The organism is Streptomyces sp. BBFR25 (assembly GCF_044590125.1).
Taxonomy (GTDB): domain Bacteria; phylum Actinomycetota; class Actinomycetes; order Streptomycetales; family Streptomycetaceae; genus Streptomyces; species Streptomyces canus_D.
On sequence record NZ_CP172447.1, the window covers coordinates 3,993,256 to 4,007,204 of the forward strand.

Below are 13,949 nucleotides of genomic sequence, written 5' to 3' on the forward strand. Positions count from 1 at the left end.
GGCGTTGACACCCCGGTCGACTCCCGTTCCCGTATCCGACCGCACCCGAGGACCCGAGCCCATGAGCCCCGCAGACGCCGACCGCGACCGCGAGATCCAGCGCATCCTGATCGTCGACGACGAGCCGGCGGTCCGCGAGGCCCTTCAGCGCAGCCTCGCCTTCGAGGGGTACGACACCGAGGTCGCCGTCGACGGCGCCGACGCGCTGGAGAAGGCGGCGGCGTACCGGCCCGACCTCGTCGTCCTGGACATCCAGATGCCCCGCATGGACGGCCTGACCGCCGCCCGGCGCATCCGCGGCGCCGGTGACCTGACGCCCATCCTGATGCTGACGGCCCGCGACACGGTCGGCGACCGGGTGACCGGCCTGGACGCGGGGGCGGACGACTACCTGGTCAAGCCGTTCGAGCTGGACGAGCTGTTCGCCCGCATCCGCGCGCTGCTGCGGCGCAGCTCCTACGCGGCGGCGGTGGAGGCCACCGCCGAGGACGACGACACCCTGAGCTTCGCCGACCTGACCATGGACCTGGCGACCCGGGAGGTCACGCGCGCCCGGCGCCCGGTCGAGCTGACCCGCACGGAGTTCACCCTGCTGGAGATGTTCATGGCGCACCCGCGCCAGGTCCTCACCCGGGAGCAGATCCTGAAGGCCGTCTGGGGCTTCGACTTCGAGCCGTCGTCGAACTCCCTCGACGTGTACGTCATGTACCTGCGCCGCAAGACCGAGGCGGGCGGCGAGCCGCGCCTGGTCCACACCGTCCGCGGCGTCGGCTACGTCCTGCGGCAGGGCGGCGCCGAGTGAGAGGCGTCGCCCGCCGGGTCAGGTCCCTGCACATCAGGGCGCGGCTGTCACTGCTGGTGGCGGCGGCGGTGGCGTTCGCGGTGGCGGCGGCGGCCGTCGCCTGCTGGTTCGTCGTCAAGAGCGTGCTGGTCAGCTCGCTGGACGAGGCCCTGAAGGCCAACCGCATGACCAGGCAGCAGGTGAGCCAGTACGTCAACCTGCGCACCGGCGCGTGCGCCCACGACCCCGTCACGCACGAGCAGAACCCGTTCGGCTCCTCCGTGCAGCTGGTGGACGGCACGGGCGGGAGCTGCCTCATCATCGGCACCCAGGAGGTGCCGCTCAGCGACGCCGACCACGCCGTGGCCGAGGGCAAGTCCACCGACGCGTTGCACGACGCCACCGGGGCCGACGGTGCCCAGTACCGGGTCTACACCTACAGCGTGCTGCCCGAGCTGGGCGTGGCCGTCTCCGCCGCGCGACCGCTGGGCGAGGTGAACAGCTCCCTCAACGACCTCGCCCTGGTCCTCGTGATCGTCGCGGGCGCGGGTGTCCTCGGCGCCGGCGTCGCCGGGCTGTGGGTCGCCCGTACCGGGCTGCGTCCCGTCGACGAACTCACCGAGGCCGTCGAGCACGTGGCCCGCACCGAGGACCTCACCGTCCGCATCCCCGTCGAGGAGGACAGCGACGACGAGATCGCCCGCCTCTCCCGGTCCTTCAACAGCATGACCTCGTCCCTGGCCAGCTCCCGCGACCTGCAGCAACAGCTGATCGCCGACGCCGGTCACGAGCTGCGCACCCCGCTCACCTCCCTGCGCACCAACATCGAGCTGCTCACCCGCAGCGAGGAGACGGGCCGTCCGATCCCGGAGGCCGACCGCAAGGCGCTGCTCGCCTCGGTGAAGGCGCAGATGACGGAGCTGGCGGCGCTCATCGGCGACCTCCAGGAACTCTCCCGCCCCGACACCGGCCAGCACGAGGGCCGCACCCGCATCCTGGCCTGGCACGACGTCGTCGAGTCGGCGCTGCGCCGCGCCCGCCTGCGCGGCCCGGAGCTGGCGATCGACGCGGACGTGCACCCCTGGTACGTACGGGCGGAACCGGCCGCCCTGGAACGCGCGGTGGTCAACATCCTGGACAACGCGGTGAAGTTCAGCCCGGAGGGCGGCACCATCGACGTACGCCTCGCCGACGGCGTCCTGACCGTCCGCGACCACGGACCCGGCATCCCCGCCGACGAACTCCCGCACGTCTTCGACCGCTTCTGGCGCTCCCCCAGCGCCCGCGCCCTGCCCGGCTCGGGCCTGGGCCTGTCCATCGTGGCCCGGACGGTGCAGCAGGCGGGCGGCGAGGTGACCCTGCGACCGGCGGACGGCGGGGGCACGACCGCCACGATCCGGCTGCCCGGGGCGCCGGTGCCGCCGCCGGACGAACGGCTCTAGGCTCGGCCGGGAAGAACGTACGTCTGGGTGACTGGGGGACTGATGGGGACCGAACACCTGCTCAAGGGCCTGCCCGAGGACGCGGACCTGCGGCGCGCGGACTCCCTGGCGCGGGAGATCTTCTCGGACGTCGCCAACAAGTGGGCGCTCCTGATCATCGAGGCGCTCGGCGAGCGCACCCTGCGCTTCAGCGAGGTGCGCGGCGAGGTCGAGGGCATCAGCCACAAGATGCTCACCCAGAACCTGCGCATGCTGGAGCGCAACGGCCTGGTCGACCGGAAGGTGTACCCGACCGTGCCGCCGAGGGTGGAGTACACGCTCACCGAACCGGGCCGCGCGCTGCGTGCCACGGTGGACGCCATCTGCGACTGGACCCACCGGCACCTCGGCCACATCGAAGGCGCCCGCCTGCGTTTCGACGGCTGACGGGCGCCCTCCTGAACCTGCTGCGGCCTACTGCACGATCGTGATCCGGTCCGCCGCCGGCGGGGCGATCGGCTCGGCCGCCGAGGAGTTGGCCGTCAGGTACTGCTCGAACGCCGTCAGGTCGTCCGCGCCGACGAGTTCGTTCGTGCCCTCGCCCAGCGTGGTGAAGCCGTCGCCGCCGCCCGCGAGGAAGCTGTTGGACGCGACGCGGTAGGTGGCCGCCGGGTCGATCGGGGCGCCGTTCAGGCGGACGGAGTCCGCGACGACGCGGTCCGCGCCCGACTTGGTCAGGTCCAGGGTGTAGGTGAGACCGGACGAGACCTGGAGGATCTTCGGGGCCGCCTCGTTCGGGCCGCTCACCTGCTCCTTGAGGACCTGGATCAGCTGGGCGCCCGTGTAGTCCTTGAGGTTCACCGTGTTGGCGAAGGGCTGGACCGTGAAGCCCTCGGCGTAGGTGACCACGCCGTCGCCCTCGGCGCCGGAGGCCGTGTAGGTCAGCGGGGCGCGGATGCCGCCCGGGTTCATCAGGGCCAGGTCGGTCTCCGGGTCCTGCTCCTTGCCGTACGCGAACTGCGCGTCGGCGATCAGGTCGCCCAGCGGGGACTCGGTGCCGGTGCGGTCGATGTCGGCCAAGACGTAGCCGATGGGGCGGTTGCCGATCGGGGCGGCCAGGGCGTTCCACCGGCCGATCAGCCGGGTCATGTCGGGCGCCTTCGGGACGTCCCGCGTCACCACGTGGTTCGCCGACTTCACCGACGTACGGGCGATGTCACCCGTGGCGCGGTCGTACGTCAGCGTGGTGTCCGTGTACAGGCGGCCGAAGGACGAGGCCGAGGTGACCATGCGGGGGTTGCCCGCCGGGTCGGGGACCGTGCAGACGTACGCGTTGTGGGTGTGGCCGGTGACCAGCGCGTCGACCTGCGGCGTGACGTTCTTGGCGATGTCGACGATCGGACCGGATATGCCGTCGCCGGCGCCCGGGGAGTCGCAGTCGTAGTTGTAGGAGGACGAGGCGGGGAAGCCGCCCTCGTGGACGAGCGCGACGATCGACTTCACGCCCTGGCGCTGCAACTCCTTGGCGTACTTGTTGATCGTCTCGACCTCGTCCTTGAACGTCAGGCCCTTCACCCCCTCCGCCGAGACGATGTCCGGGGTGCCCTCCAGGGTCACGCCGATGAAACCGACCTTCACGCCCCGCTGCTTCCACACCCAGTAGGGCTTGAGGAGGGGCTTGCCGGTCTTCTCGTCGAGGACGTTGGCCGCCAGGTAGGGGAAGTCGGCGCCCTTGAACTCCTTGTCCGTGTAGCAGCCGTCGGTGGGGTGGCAGCCGCCGTTCTGGAGGCGGGCCAGTTCCCCGGCACCCTCGTCGAACTCGTGGTTGCCGACGCTCGTCACGTCCAGGTCGAGCTTGTTCAGCGCCTCGATCGTCGGCTCGTCGTGGAAGAGACCGGACAGCAGGGGGGAGGCGCCGACCATGTCGCCGCCCGCGGCGGTGATGGAGTAGCGGTTGCCCTCGCGGGCCTCGCGCAGATGGGTGGCCAGGTACTCGACGCCGCCCGCGTCGATCGTCTTCGTCGTGCCGTCCGGCTGGACCTCGGTGACCCGGCCGGAGGAACCGGTGGGCGGCTCCAGGTTGCCGTGCAGGTCGTTGAAGGAGAGGAGCTGGACGTCCTGGTAGCGGCCCTGGCCGTGTCCCTTGCCGCCGTGGCCGCGGTCGTTCCCGTCCGCGCTCGCCGAGCCCGGCAGCGCCGCCGCGGCGAGCGCCCCGGCGGTGACGACGGTGGCGGCGGCGACGAGCAGACGGCTCGTACGGCGTCCGCGACGCGGCTGGTGCGGCTGTGCTGTGGCTGGCATGCGCCCCCCTGTGGGTGTGCGTGGCGCGAGCCGCTGAGGAGACGGCTCGTCGGCGCAGCAGCCTAGAGTCAACGCGCGTAGCGCGACAGGGGCTCCCGGGTTACGACCTGGTTTAACTTCCCCCCTGCTTCATCCCGCCTTCGCTGCCGCCGCTTTGCCGGGCCCGCCCCTTAACCTCGTATGCATGACCAGCGACGACACCGTGCGGCCCGGCCGCCCCCGCTCGATCGAGACCCTCGCCGAACTGACGCCGGAGCAGACCGACGCCGTCCTCGACCTGCTCACCGTGGCGGCCCGGAACGACGGGCAGCACGCCGTGTCCGAGCAGGGGCGGCTGCAACTGCGCGGCCCCGCCCGGGAGGGCGTCGCGCACCTCCTGCTCACCGTCGACGGCGGAGAACTCGTCGGCTACGCCCAACTGGAGGGCACCGACCCGGTCGAACCACCGGCCGCCGAGCTGGTCGTGCATCCCTCGCACCGGGGCCAGGGCCACGGGCGGGCGCTGGGCGCCGCGCTGCTCGCCGCCTCCGGCAAGCGGCTGCGGATCTGGGCGCACGGCGGGCACTCCGCCGCCCGGCACCTCGCGCAGGTGCTGGGGCTGTCACTCTTCCGCGAACTGCGGCAGATGCGCCGCCCGCTGGCCGGCCTGGACCTGTCGGAGCCGGTGCTGCCGGAGGGCGTGAGCGTGCGCACCTTCGTGCCCGGCCGGGACGACGCGGCCTGGCTCGCCGTGAACGCCGCCGCCTTCGCCCACCACCCCGAGCAGGGCTCGCTCACCCAGCGCGACCTCGACGACCGCGAGGCCGAGCCGTGGTTCGACCCGGCCGGGTTCTTCCTCGCCGAGCGGGACGGCGAACTGATCGGCTTCCACTGGACCAAGGTGCACGCCGAGGAGCGGCTGGGCGAGGTGTACGTCCTCGGCATCCGCCCGGACGCCCAGGGCGGCGGCCTGGGCAAGGCCCTGACCACGATCGGCCTGCGCCACCTGGCGGAGCGGGGACTGCCCACGGCGATGCTGTACGTCGACGCCGACAACAAGGCGGCGGTGGCGGTCTACGAGCGGCTCGGCTTCACCACCCACGAGACGGACCTGATGTACCGCACGGAGACGTGAGCCCGGGCCGGTCCGGCGAAGACGCGCCGTCCCGTCAGCGACCGGCCCTGCGGCCCAGCGGCTCCGGCCCGCACGCCGCCCCCGCCGCCGCCACGGCCACCGCCAGCACCGCCCACCGGTCGTGCGCGGCGGACCAGCGCGCGTCGTCGGCCTGGACGAACAGCGCCCAGCCCTCCGGCGCGAGCAGGGGCACGAGGACGGCCGCGAGCAGCAGGAACGCCGCGACGAACGGCCCCGGCCGCGCCTCGTCACTCAGCCGTACGGCCAGGGCGGCGGCCGCGAGGGACAGGGCGCCCACCGCCAGCGCCTCCAGGGTGACCCCGCCGGCCGGGGGCCGGGACGCCGAGGGGGTCAGGAGCAGTACGGCCGCCCACCACAGCGCGGCGAACGGCGCGACCAGCGCCACCCGCAGCGCCTGCCGGACCGGCCGCGGGGTCGGCACGGTGGCGGTGAGGTGGCGGGCCGGGTCGTCCAGCAGGAAGGCCAGGCCGAGCGCTCCGGTCAGGGCGCTGCCCCGCAGCAGCAACAGCGTCTGCCAGGGCGCCGGTTCGGCGCCGGTGACGAGGGGGAAGGCGGCGACCAGCAGGCCCAGGGTCCCCGCCGCCGCCAGTGGCCGCCACGGGAGCGTGCGCCACAGCGGGCCGACCAGGTCCAGCGGCACCGCCCCGCGGGCCGCCGTCACTCCTCGCACGAGTCCGCCTTCTTCGGCCCGGCCACGCCGAGCAGCTTGGCGACCTCGGCGGTCGTGACGCCCGGTGCGGTCAGTTCGGCCCAGTGCTCCTTCACGCGGGCTCCGACACCGGCGGGCGGGTTCTCCAGCAGGCGGCGGACGACGTCCGTCTGGCCCTCCGTCATGGACAGCGGATCGGTGGGCGACAGGACGATCGCGGAGCCCTTCACGCTGTCGTCGAGGCGGACCCGGCGCAGGGCGTCCATCGGGTCGTCCTGCCAGCTCAGGGAGAGCCACATGACGGTGACCATCCGCCCGTCGCACAGCTCGCTCCCGGCCGCCTCCGTACCGGCGACGAGGACGGCGGCGACGGCACTGGAGAACTCCGGGACCCGGTTGCCGCCCCAGGCGGTGCCCACGGTGACCCGGTGCGGCTCGGTCGACGCGGGGATCGTGGTGTCGGTCCCCGGACCGTAGCGGGCGTCGATCCGCTGCCGGACGTCGAGGCGCCGGTCGTGCGCGGAGCCGCCGGCCACGGCCTGGACGCGGTCCACGACCCCGGCCCAGGTGCCGGTGCGCGGCGCCCACTCGGGCAGGGCGCAGTACCTGGACCGGCCGTGCTCGGCGCAGGTCAGGTCCGGCTTCACCGAGGCACGCTCGCGGGCCGCGGTCAGCTCCGGCGACGGCGTCGCGCCGCGGGCCTGGAGGACCCCGCCGGTCACCGCCGCCGCGAGGCCCAGGGCGAGTCCGGCACGGACGGCCGCGGTACGCCCTCCGGCGACGGTCACCGCCAGGAGGGCGACGCCCAGGGCGACGCCCGCCAGGTACAGGGCGTGCCAGGCGGCGGGGCGCCCCAGGAGGTCGGAGGGCAGGGCGTCGGGACCGGTCTCGGCGATGGCCGGTGCCAGCCAGGACAGCCCGCTCACCTCGCTCGGCCCCGTCCCGAGGACGAACACGAACAGCAGCACGACCACCAGCAGCGGCGCGGCGAAGGCCGACATCGTCAACCGGCCGAGCAGCACGCCGAGCGCCCCGAACGCCAGCACCGTCAGCGGCCCCACCGCCAGTTCGGCCGGCGAACCGTGCCCGACCGCGCCCGGCTTGAGCGCCTCCCAGCCGAACTGACCGGCCACGCACACGGCGGTGAGCAGGGCGGCCGGTACGACGGACAGCGCATGGGCGGCCGTACGGCGCCAGGGCCGCAGGACCAGGACCGAGAAGTGGTGCTCGGTGCCGTGGCGTTCGGAGCGCACGACCGCGCGGGCGGCGCCCAGCAGGACGGCGAGGCCGACCAGCATCGGCGTGGACTGGGTGGCCTGGTCGGCCTCCTGGAGGACGGGATAGCCGTCCCAGGACTCCCGCGTGCGCCAGACGATCCAGGCGACGTACGCCACGAAGGCGATGACGACGGGAACGCTCAGCAGCAGCCTGCGTGCCTCGAACCGGGCGAGGGCGAGCACGGCCCGCGCTCCCCGGTCGTGCAGCGGCGCCTGTACGGGCGCGGACTCCTGCGTCAGTACGGTGCTCACGCGGCCGCCTCCTCGCCGGTCGTACCGGTCGTGCCGGCGTCGTCGAGGACGAGCAGGTAGCCGTCCTCCAGGGTGGGTACGGCCGGTTCGGCGTCCGGGGGCGGGTCGCCCACGTTCCGGAAGGAGCCCGTCCCGGTGCGCCACCCGGCCTTCGCGCCGGGGTCCTTCTCCGTGCTGTTCCACACCCGCCCGGCCGCCCGCGCGGTCAGCTCGGCCGGGGTCCCGTCGAAGCGCACCGTCCCGGCCGCCATGACGATCACGCGGTGGCAGAGCATCGCCACGTCCTCGGTCTGGTGGGTGGACAGCAGCACGGTCCGCCCCTCCCCGGCCCCCGCGATCAGCTCCCGGAACCTCATCCGCTGCTCGGGGTCGAGACCGACGGTCGGCTCGTCCAGCACCAGGAAGCCCGGGTCGCCCACCAGCGCGGCGGCGAGCGCGACCCGCTGCCGCATGCCCCCGGACAGCTTCTTGATCCGGCGCCCGCGCACGTCCCCGAGGTCGACCTCCGCCAGGACGCGCCGCACCTCGCGGTGCCGCTCCCGGCGGTCCGTCAGCTCCTTCAGGATCGCCACGTAGTCGACGAACTCGAAGGCGGTGAAGTCCGGGTGGAAACCGGGCGTCTGCGGCAGATAGCCGAGCCGCCGCCGCACCTCCTGGCGGCCGCGCGAGGTCCCGGGGTCGTGCCCGAGCACGGTGAAGGCACCCCGGTCGGCGGGGACGGCGGTGGCGAGCACGCGCAGCAGCGTGGTCTTCCCGGCGCCGTTGGGTCCGAGCAGCCCGGTGACGCCCGGGGACAGCCGCAGCGACACGTCGTCGAGGGCGCGGGTGCGCCCGTGGTGCAGGCTCAGCCCGGAGGCGGAAACGGTGGGGGTCATACGGCACTCCCGTACGTGCGAATGATCAGGAAGAAGCAGCAGAAGAAGGAGAAGACAGAGAAGGAGGAAGAGGAGAAGAAGGAGGACGAGGGGGTGGGGCGGCGGGCGGGGCTCACACCACGCCGCGGCCCGACACGTCGAACCGGTCGCGGAACAGGAACAGCAGCCCCACGCCCAGCACCGCCACCAGCCCGGACACGCCCTGCCCGGCCGCCGTGAACGGCGCCAGCGGACCGTCCGAGGACGCGCGCGCCGCGTCGGCGGCCAGCAGCACGGCCGCCCACGCACCGGCCGGCACGGACGGCGCGAGGACCGGACCCAGCCGGGGTGCCAGCGCGAGCCCCGTCACGGTCAGGGCCAGCCCGGGCAGCAGCCAGGCCAGGGCGGCCGGCCCGAACCCGGGCAGCGCGAGACTGGCCAGGCCGCCCGCCCCGAGCGCCACCACGAGCACGGCGACCGTACGGATCATCAGCAGCCGGAAGCCGTGCATCGGCGAGACGACGGCCATCTCGTAGGTGGGGTCGAGCACCGGCCCGTAGGCGAGCGCCACCGAGGCCAGCGGCAGCAGCGGGGCGAAGGCCAGGAACAGGGTGGGCCGGCCGGCCGCACCGGCCGCGAGGGCCACCGGGAAGGTCGTGAGCAGTACGGTGGCGAGCGCGCCGAACCAGGACCGGCGCAGTACGGGGGTGGCCGCGAGCAGCCGCGCCGTGGCGTCGCCCGCACCGCACCGCGTCAGCAGCCGTTCGAACCGGCCCGGCCGGGGTGCGTCCAGCTCGGCGTCCAGCCGTTCCCAGCCCGCGTCCAGCGCGGCGGCGTCGCTCACCTCGGCGAGGACGCCCCGGCAGGCGGCGCAGGCGGTCAGGTGGGTGTCGGCGGACCACAGCAGGGGCGCCGCCAGCTCCCCGCGTGCGTAGGCCCGCAGGTCGTCCTCGTCCACGTGCCAGGCGTTGCCGCCCCGGCGGCCGCTGTCCTCGTTCCTCATGCCAGCGCCTCCCGCAGCTGCCGGCGGGCCCGCATCGCCCGCGTCTTGACCGTGCCCGGCGGGATGCCGAGCAGGACGGCCGCCTCACGGGTGGTCAGCCCGTCGACGACGGTGGCCTGGAGCACCGCGCGCAGCTCCGGCGAGAGCCTGACGAGCGCGCCGGCGAGGTCCCCGTGCTCGACCCCGGCGAGGACGCGCTCCTCCGCCGAGACCTCGTCCCGGTGCCGCAGCCGCGCCAGCGTCTGCCGCAGCCGTCCGCGCGCCCCGTCGCCGCGCAGCACGTCGATCAGCCGCCGCGACCCGATCCGCCACAGCCACCCGGCCACGTCCCCCTCCTCCCGGTAGCGGGCGCTGCCGCGCCACACCGCGAGAAAGGTCTCCTGCACGACGTCGTCGACCACTGCGGCATCGGCGCAGCGGCCCCGCATGCGGGCGGTCAGCCAGGGCGCGTACCGGCGGTACAGCTCCTCGAAGGCCCGGCGGTCGGCATCGGCCGCGACGGCCCGCAGCAGCTCCCCGTCGCTTCTCGTTTCGCTCACGTCTCCTCATCGCACGAGCCCTGCCGATCGGTTCACACGATCTCAGAGCGGCCCCGCCGCCCGTCCCGGCGACCTTTCGGAGGCCCGCCGCTATCCCGCACGTCATGTCCCCGTAACCATCGATTCAGACAGCCTTGCGAGGCTCGCCGAATGAAGCCGACCGAGCCGCACCCTTCCGGGCCCTGTGGGCCCTCCGACGCGCCTGACTCGCGCGCGGCGCGGAAGAATGGGTTCATGAGGCAGCCGAACAGCCAGGCAGAGGTCCAGCACACGCAGCCCTCCGTGGGCTCCATCGCGGCGCACCGCGCGCACACCGTGGCCGCCACCGTCTCCGGCCTGGAGCCGGACATCGACGCCGACCTCGACGCGTACGAGGAGTCCGAGCAGTCCCAGGACGGCGGCGCCCGGCTCCCGCAGGGCCGCTTCCTGGACCGCGAACGCAGCTGGCTCGCGTTCAACGAACGTGTGCTCGAACTCGCCGAGGACCCGAGCACGCCCCTGCTGGAGCGGGCCAACTTCCTCGCGATCTTCGCCAGCAACCTGGACGAGTTCTTCATGGTCCGCGTCGCCGGCCTCAAGCGCCGCATCGCGACCGGTGTCGCCACCCGCTCCGCCTCCGGCCTCCAGCCCCGGGAGGTGCTGGACATGATCTGGGCCCGCTCCCGCGAGCTGATGGCCCGGCACGCCGCCTGCTTCCACGAGGACGTCGCCCCGGCGCTCGCCGAGGAGGGCATCCACCTGGTCCGCTGGAGCGAGCTGGCCGAGAAGGAGCAGGCCCGCCTGTTCACCCTCTTCCGGCACCGGATCTTCCCGGTCCTCACCCCCCTCGCGGTCGACCCGGCCCACCCCTTCCCGTACATCTCGGGCCTCTCCCTCAACCTCGCGGTCGTCGTCCGCAACCCCGTCACGGGCCATCGCCACTTCGCCCGCGTCAAGGTCCCGCCGCTGCTCTCCCGCTTCCTGGAGGCCTCCCCGGGCCGCTACGTCCCCGTCGAGGACGTGATCGCCGCCCACCTGGAGGAGCTGTTCCCGGGCATGGAGGTCCTGGAGCACCACACCTTCCGCCTCACCCGCAACGAGGACCTGGAGGTGGAGGAGGACGACACGGAGAACCTCCTCCAGGCCCTGGAGAAGGAGCTGATGCGGCGGCGCCTGGGCCCGCCCGTCCGCCTGGAGGTCGAGGAGTCCGTCGACCGCGAGGTCCTGGACCTCCTGGTGCGCGAGCTGAAGATCGGCGAGGCGGAGGTCTACCCGCTGCCCGGCCCGCTGGACCTCACCGGCCTCTTCCGCATCCACAGCATCGACCGGCCCGAGCTGAAGTACCCGAAGTTCATCGCCGGCACCCACCGCGACCTGGCCGAGGTGGAGTCGGCGTCCGCGCCGGACATCTTCGCCGCCCTGCGCACCAAGGACGTCCTGCTCCACCACCCGTACGACTCCTTCTCCACCTCCGTGCAGGCGTTCCTGGAGCAGGCCGCCACCGACCCCGACGTCCTGGCGATCAAGCAGACGCTGTACCGGACGTCCGGCGACTCCCCCATAGTCGACGCCCTCATCGAGGCGGCCGAGTCCGGCAAGCAGGTCCTGGTCCTGGTCGAGATCAAGGCCCGCTTCGACGAGTCCGCCAACATCAAGTGGGCCCGCAAGCTGGAGGAGGCCGGCTGCCACGTCGTCTACGGCCTGGTGGGCCTGAAGACCCACTGCAAGCTCTCCCTGGTCGTCCGCCAGGAGGGCGAGACGCTGCGCCGCTACAGCCACGTCGGCACCGGCAACTACCACCCGAAGACCGCCCGCCTCTACGAGGACCTGGGCCTGCTCACCTCGGACCCGCAGGTCGGCGCGGACCTCTCCGACCTGTTCAACCGCCTCTCCGGCTACTCGCGGCGCGAGACCTACCGCCGTCTGCTGGTCGCGCCCAAGTCGCTGCGCGACGGCCTGGTCTCGCGCATCCACAAGGAGATCCAGCACCACCGCGCCGGCCGCCCCGCCCACGTCCGCATCAAGGTCAACTCGATGGTCGACGAGGCCGTGGTCGACGCCTGCTACCGGGCGTCCCAGGCCGGAGTGCCGGTCGACGTGTGGGTGCGCGGCATCTGCGCGCTGCGCCCGGGGGTGCCGGGCCTGTCGGACAACATCCGGGTCCGCTCCGTCCTCGGCCGCTTCCTGGAGCACTCCCGGGTCTTCGCCTTCGGCAACGGCGGCGAGCCCGAGGTGTGGCTCGGCAGCGCCGACATGATGCACCGCAACCTCGACCGCCGGATAGAGGCCCTGGTCCGGGTCACCGACCCGGCCCACCGGGCGGCCCTGAACCGGCTCCTCGAGAACGGCATGTCGGACGCCACCGCCTCCTGGCACCTCGGCCCGGACGGCGAGTGGACCCGGCACGCCACCGACGCGGACGGCCAGCCCCTGCGCAACGTCCAGGAGATGCTCATAGACGCCCGGAGGCGCCGGCGTGGCACAGCGACACCTTGACCCGACCCAGCCCGCGGTGACCGCCCCACCGGCGCCGCACCCCGCGAACACGGCCGCGCCCGGCGACGCCGGTACGGCTCAGCGGGCCGGCGCGGACACCGACGCGCTCGTGGGCTACCTGCGCGCCCAGGCCACGGAGTTCCTGCGCGCCCTGCGCCGGCACCGGGAGTCGGGGACGGGAGCGGGAACCGGCGCGGAGGCGCCGGGTGCGCACGGCGGCCCGGACCGGGCGGCCCCGCCCGCGGACGACGTGGACGCGGCCCGCGCCCTGCGCCGCGCCGCCCGCCGCATCAGCGCCACCCTGCACACCTTCCAGCCGCTGCTGGACGCCGACTGGGCGGAGGAGCTGCGCCCCGAACTGGCCTGGCTGTCCGGCACGCTGGCGATGGAGCACGCCTACGCGTCCCGGCTGGAACGCCTGCTCCAGGCCCTGCACCGGCTCTCCGGCTCCACGGCGTTCCCGGCCCCGCGGCCGGTGGGCCGGGCCGCCGTCACCGCGGCCGTGCCGCCCACCGCGCCCACCGCGCCCTCCGTGCCCGCCGCCGCCCACCCGGCGTCCGCGAACCGCGGCAACCTCACGGTGGGCGCGGCCAAGGCGGGCGCGCTGCTCGACCGGCAGCTGACCCTGGCCCGCACCCGGGCGCACTCCGCCGCCCTCCAGTGCCTGGGCAGCAGCCGCTTCCACGCCGTCGCCGACAAGGTCGCCTTACTGGCCAGCGAGGTCCCGCTGAGCAGCGCGGGCCGCGGGGCCGCTTCCGCCGCAGGGCCCGACGCCGCGCCCGTCGACCTTCGCCCGCTGGCCACCGCCGCGCGGGATCGCCTCACCGACGCCGTGGCCGCCCTTCCGCTGGTCACCGCGGGCAGTCCGTACAACGCCGAGGCGCTGGTCCACGGGCTCTCCCCGGACCCCGCCCCGCACCCGCAGGACGCCCCGTGGCACCAGGTCCGCCTGCTGCTGCGCCTGCACCGCTACGCCCTGGAGGCGCTGGCCGGAGCGGAGGCCGGGGGCGCAGGGGCCGACGGTGCCGCCGAGGACACTGTGGACGTGCGCCTCCTGGCCGCGGGCGAGGCCCTGAACCGCCACCGCGACGCCGCCGAGGCCGCCGCGGCCGCCGCCCAGGCCGCCCGTACCCCGCGCATCGCCCCGGCGACGGCGTACGCGCTCGGCGTGCTCCACGCCGACCAGCGGCATGAGGTGGAGGCGGCGCGGTACGCGTTCCAGCACAGCTGGCGCAAGGAACCGATCAGGCTGCCGTAGGGAA

The 13,949-nt window shown here is 74.1% G+C and carries 12 protein-coding genes; 6 read left to right on the top strand and 6 right to left on the bottom strand.

Features of this window, described 5'->3' with window-relative positions; translation table 11 throughout:
• Window positions 1-61 precede the first annotated feature (61 nt).
• Genes ACGH52_RS18115 through ACGH52_RS18125 form a run of 3 tightly spaced genes read left to right on the top strand, consistent with a single transcriptional unit; the run spans window position 62 to window position 2,649 of the window.
• Window positions 62-802, top strand: coding sequence for a response regulator transcription factor (locus ACGH52_RS18115; RefSeq protein WP_121701552.1), 741 nt, complete (start codon window positions 62-64; stop codon window positions 800-802).
• Entirely contained in the window at window positions 799-2,223 is a 1,425-nt protein-coding gene (locus ACGH52_RS18120; protein ID WP_399940649.1) for a sensor histidine kinase, read from the top strand. The genes ACGH52_RS18115 and ACGH52_RS18120 overlap by 4 nt, the downstream gene beginning before the upstream one ends.
• Before the next feature lie 42 nt (window positions 2,224-2,265).
• On the top strand, window positions 2,266-2,649 hold the full coding sequence (locus ACGH52_RS18125; protein WP_076975416.1) for a helix-turn-helix domain-containing protein: 384 nt from the start codon (window positions 2,266-2,268) through the stop codon (window positions 2,647-2,649).
• A gap of 27 nt (window positions 2,650-2,676) precedes the next feature.
• Here the strand turns inward: ACGH52_RS18125 and ACGH52_RS18130 are convergent, their stop codons facing one another.
• Window positions 2,677-4,503: a bifunctional metallophosphatase/5'-nucleotidase gene (locus ACGH52_RS18130; protein ID WP_399940653.1), complete on the bottom strand. Its 1,827-nt coding sequence runs from the start codon at window positions 4,501-4,503 to the stop codon at window positions 2,677-2,679.
• Window positions 4,504-4,687: 184 nt separating this feature from the next.
• Between ACGH52_RS18130 and mshD the strand changes: the two genes are divergently transcribed.
• Window positions 4,688-5,617, top strand: coding sequence for a mycothiol synthase (mshD, locus tag ACGH52_RS18135; RefSeq protein WP_399940656.1), 930 nt, complete (start codon window positions 4,688-4,690; stop codon window positions 5,615-5,617).
• Between the two features lie 34 nt (window positions 5,618-5,651).
• Here mshD and ACGH52_RS18140 read toward each other — a convergent pair whose 3' ends face one another.
• The 5 genes from ACGH52_RS18140 to ACGH52_RS18160 form a co-directional block, all read right to left on the bottom strand.
• On the bottom strand, window positions 5,652-6,308 hold the full coding sequence (locus ACGH52_RS18140; RefSeq protein WP_399940659.1) for an ABC transporter: 657 nt from the start codon (window positions 6,306-6,308) through the stop codon (window positions 5,652-5,654).
• The gene (locus ACGH52_RS18145; protein WP_121701548.1) at window positions 6,296-7,816 is read right to left on the bottom strand and encodes an ABC transporter permease; all 1,521 of its coding nucleotides are present in this window, start codon (window positions 7,814-7,816) and stop codon (window positions 6,296-6,298) included. The genes ACGH52_RS18140 and ACGH52_RS18145 overlap by 13 nt, the downstream gene beginning before the upstream one ends.
• Window positions 7,813-8,691: an ABC transporter ATP-binding protein gene (locus ACGH52_RS18150; RefSeq protein WP_399940663.1), complete on the bottom strand. Its 879-nt coding sequence runs from the start codon at window positions 8,689-8,691 to the stop codon at window positions 7,813-7,815. Before ACGH52_RS18150 ends, ACGH52_RS18145 begins: the two co-directional genes overlap by 4 nt.
• A gap of 112 nt (window positions 8,692-8,803) precedes the next feature.
• Entirely contained in the window at window positions 8,804-9,673 is an 870-nt protein-coding gene (locus tag ACGH52_RS18155) for a zf-HC2 domain-containing protein (RefSeq protein ID WP_399940666.1), read from the bottom strand.
• Window positions 9,670-10,212, bottom strand: coding sequence for an RNA polymerase sigma factor (locus tag ACGH52_RS18160; protein ID WP_076975410.1), 543 nt, complete (start codon window positions 10,210-10,212; stop codon window positions 9,670-9,672). The genes ACGH52_RS18155 and ACGH52_RS18160 overlap by 4 nt, the downstream gene beginning before the upstream one ends.
• A 234-nt stretch (window positions 10,213-10,446) precedes the next feature.
• On the opposite strand from ACGH52_RS18160, the gene ACGH52_RS18165 reads away from it, so the two are divergent.
• Window positions 10,447-12,687, top strand: a complete 2,241-nt coding sequence (locus ACGH52_RS18165) for an RNA degradosome polyphosphate kinase (RefSeq protein ID WP_171987297.1) — start codon at window positions 10,447-10,449, stop codon at window positions 12,685-12,687.
• Window positions 12,668-13,945, top strand: a complete 1,278-nt coding sequence (locus ACGH52_RS18170; RefSeq protein ID WP_399940671.1) for a CHAD domain-containing protein — start codon at window positions 12,668-12,670, stop codon at window positions 13,943-13,945. Before ACGH52_RS18165 ends, ACGH52_RS18170 begins: the two co-directional genes overlap by 20 nt.
• The last annotated feature ends 4 nt before the right edge of the window (window positions 13,946-13,949 follow it).